Annotated in this window: 2 protein-coding genes and 1 pseudogene; all 3 read left to right on the top strand. The window is 48.4% G+C overall.

Annotated elements, in window-relative coordinates; all coding sequences use genetic code 11:
* Positions 1-421 precede the first annotated feature (421 nt).
* Positions 422-556, top strand: a pseudogene (locus O9332_RS28540) (DUF6883 domain-containing protein); the annotation flags it as partial.
* 3 nt (positions 557-559) lie between these two features.
* A complete protein-coding gene (locus O9332_RS27465; RefSeq protein ID WP_002758672.1) occupies positions 560-847 on the top strand; it encodes a hypothetical protein in 288 nt (95 codons plus the stop codon).
* A 498-nt stretch (positions 848-1,345) separates the two neighbouring features.
* Complete coding sequence (locus O9332_RS27460; protein WP_002758671.1) at positions 1,346-2,704, top strand: hypothetical protein; 1,359 nt, start codon at positions 1,346-1,348, stop codon at positions 2,702-2,704.
* The last annotated feature ends 132 nt before the right edge of the window (positions 2,705-2,836 follow it).

Raw genomic sequence — 2,836 nt, 5'->3', positions numbered from 1 at the left:
TTATTGAGATAAACTCTCATTAAGCTGGCGATCGCTAACTAGAGTGTGACACTTCATAATTCTTAGTAATCGCTAAAAGTCTTACTATACAAGGGCTAGAGCAACTTTTGATTTCAACGACTAGGGTGCGGAATGTGGGATTTAATTCCACCCACCTACTTAGGACTGTTTGACAAACCAGGGCATAATTTTTTTGAGGACAATGACCGGTGAGCAACCCGACAATTATATAGATTAATGCTAAAAAAGACTTGACAAAATCCCTCGATTTGACCTATACTTTTTATTATAATGGGAATCCGTGCCGAAATATATATAAGCCTTTTTAGTCTAGACTATTTAAAAAAAAATTATGCAATTACAACCCCAAAAAAACCTTGAAACAATATCAATTAATACACTTGATCGGTGAATCGAATAGGGAACCTTCGATCGAGTCGAGGGGGAATTAATCAGCAGTAATCAAGTTCGCCTATTCGTTGTCACGATTTGGCTAAAACGAAATCTAGATCATCAATTTCAATTTATCACCCTCAAACCTCGAAAGGAAAAATAAACCATGGCGCAACTATACGAAGAAGTGACCCTAGCCCGCGACGTTCCCGAATACAATCTTAAGCAGGGTGATTCGGCGATTCTTGTCGATATAGTTGCCCATCCGAAGGGGGGTGAGGAAGGATATGTTTTAGAACTATTCAACGAAGTAGAAGAACCGGTTAACGTCGTCATTGTCCCGAAATCGGCGATTCAAGAAGAGGAAAAAGAAGGTTCTTCGTTACTTGGTATGATTCGATCGGGTGGCATAAATCGACTAAATCCTTATAGGGCAAGAGACTCAATTGATTAGCTCGTTCTAGAGCGAAAACAATTGACAAAAATCGCAGTAATGTCTGTCTCTATCGGGGTTTCATTCCTTATAACCCCCTCCATTGGATAACACAAATAGATTAATGGCAAAAAAGAGTTGACAAAATCCCTCGATTTGACCTATACTTTTTAGTATAATTGGAATCCGTGTCGAAATATATATAAGCCTTTTTAGTTCCGATAATTAAGTGGTTCTGATTAAATAGAAGATAGATTTTGTCTTTGATACCCCCTGCCCCCTAGTATTGATTCAAGGTAGGGTTGATTCAAGGTAGGGTTGATTCATGAATCAACCCTACCTTGAGGGCGACTTTTTCCCCGTATTACCCTTCTGCCGCTGCCGGGGTTAACCTCGACTCTACAACAATGGTTATGGAAGTCGAAAACTGGTATCATCTACGTCGCTGCTGTCAGCCTGCTTTTGAATGTCTTGTTCGTCCCGCTGCCAGTCGGTAGCCCCTCTCGAAATCACCTCACCATGACGACAACAACTCTGACTCCCGCACCAGTTCAAGCGGCAGAAAATTCCCCAGCACCCCCTGAGTGGGTAGATTGGCAAGTCGCCCATCAAATTCCGGGACGGCTGCGAATTCGCATTCCCCGCCTCAATTGGGATGACGAATTTGCCAGACGCTTGCAGCGATCGCTGCTTAGAACCACTGCCATCAGCGAGAGCCGCATCAGAGAGCCAGATCCAAGCGAGAAAGTCGGGGCTAGGAATCAGGGGACTTGGCCAACTTTAGGGATGCCGGCCTTAACCTTGGCTGTGGCGATCGCTGCTGCTCCCCTAGAACTGCCCTTCTCGATTGTGGGGGGAATTGTCCTTGCGGCTTCAATTCCTCTCTGGCAGAGGGTTGGCGAAGCCCTCACCCAGCAGGGACAAGTGACAATAGACTGCCTCGATGCTCTCTGGTTGAGCTACCAACTGCTTCAAGGCAACAACATCGCTGGCGCACTCGCCCTCAATCTGGCAGCAGTGGGAGAGAGCCTGCGCCAGAGCAAGCTCCAACAGCTAGAAGACGAGCTATACCTGCTGTTCGAGCAAGAAGATGCAGAAATCCACTGGCTCTCTGACCGGCAGCGGTTCGCTCCCGTTCCCGAGGCAGCTCGAGAAGGGTGGCTAGATTCCGTCGAAAAAACCGAACTACTCCAGAACCTCAAACCCGTCGCCCAAGGAGCGATCCTACCCACTTTGTTCCTGAGTGGCACTTGGGCAATCCTGACGGGAGACTTGGGGCGTGCGAGTGCGCTGTTACCCCTCGACATCGGGGTTTCCCTGCGGGGCGTTACTCCCTTGGCAGTGGTTTCGACCCTGACGGCGGCAGCGCGACAAGGCGTTTACATCCGTAATGCCAGGGTACTGGAAAAGCTGGCTCAGGTGGATACTCTGGCCTTTACTCGCGAAAGTTTCCAGGACTTGATTACCCCGGAGCTGCTGGTGAGTTGGGGCATCCCTTATCAGTGCATCCACTTCGCCACCGATGCGGCTGCTGTTGAGTGCCTCCAAGAACAGTTGCGCCGGCAAGGTAAGCGGGTGGCTTGGATAACCGACAGTGGTAGTGATTGCTTGGCTGCCTGGGAGGATCAGGTGGTCATTTCTCTAGGAAGAGGGGATTTTGAAGCGGCCGCAGATGTCATCTTGCACAGCCACGATCTCCAGCCCCTTGGCTACACCTTTGCCCTGGCGCAACATACCCTTGCCACTGCCTATGAGAGTTTGGCGATCGCTACTCTGCCCAACCTGTTAGTGGTGGCAGTCGGGGCATTTTGGGGACTCAACCCGGTGGCTGCCGCTGCGATCAACGGCAGTTCAGCCATCCTCGCAGAACATTGGTGAGAAGTTAAGATTATCTGCAATTTGTCAAGCTTATTGTTACAATTCTTATTGTAAGCAGGAAAAGTTTGCCAAGTCTGGGTTTTGACTATTTTTACCTAATGGCGACAGGAGGTGAGTTCTTGCGCTTATAGG

This window comes from Microcystis sp. LE19-10.1B, assembly GCF_027530565.1.
Classification (GTDB): domain Bacteria; phylum Cyanobacteriota; class Cyanobacteriia; order Cyanobacteriales; family Microcystaceae; genus Microcystis; species Microcystis aeruginosa.
This window is presented reverse-complemented; position numbering and strand designations above follow the sequence as displayed.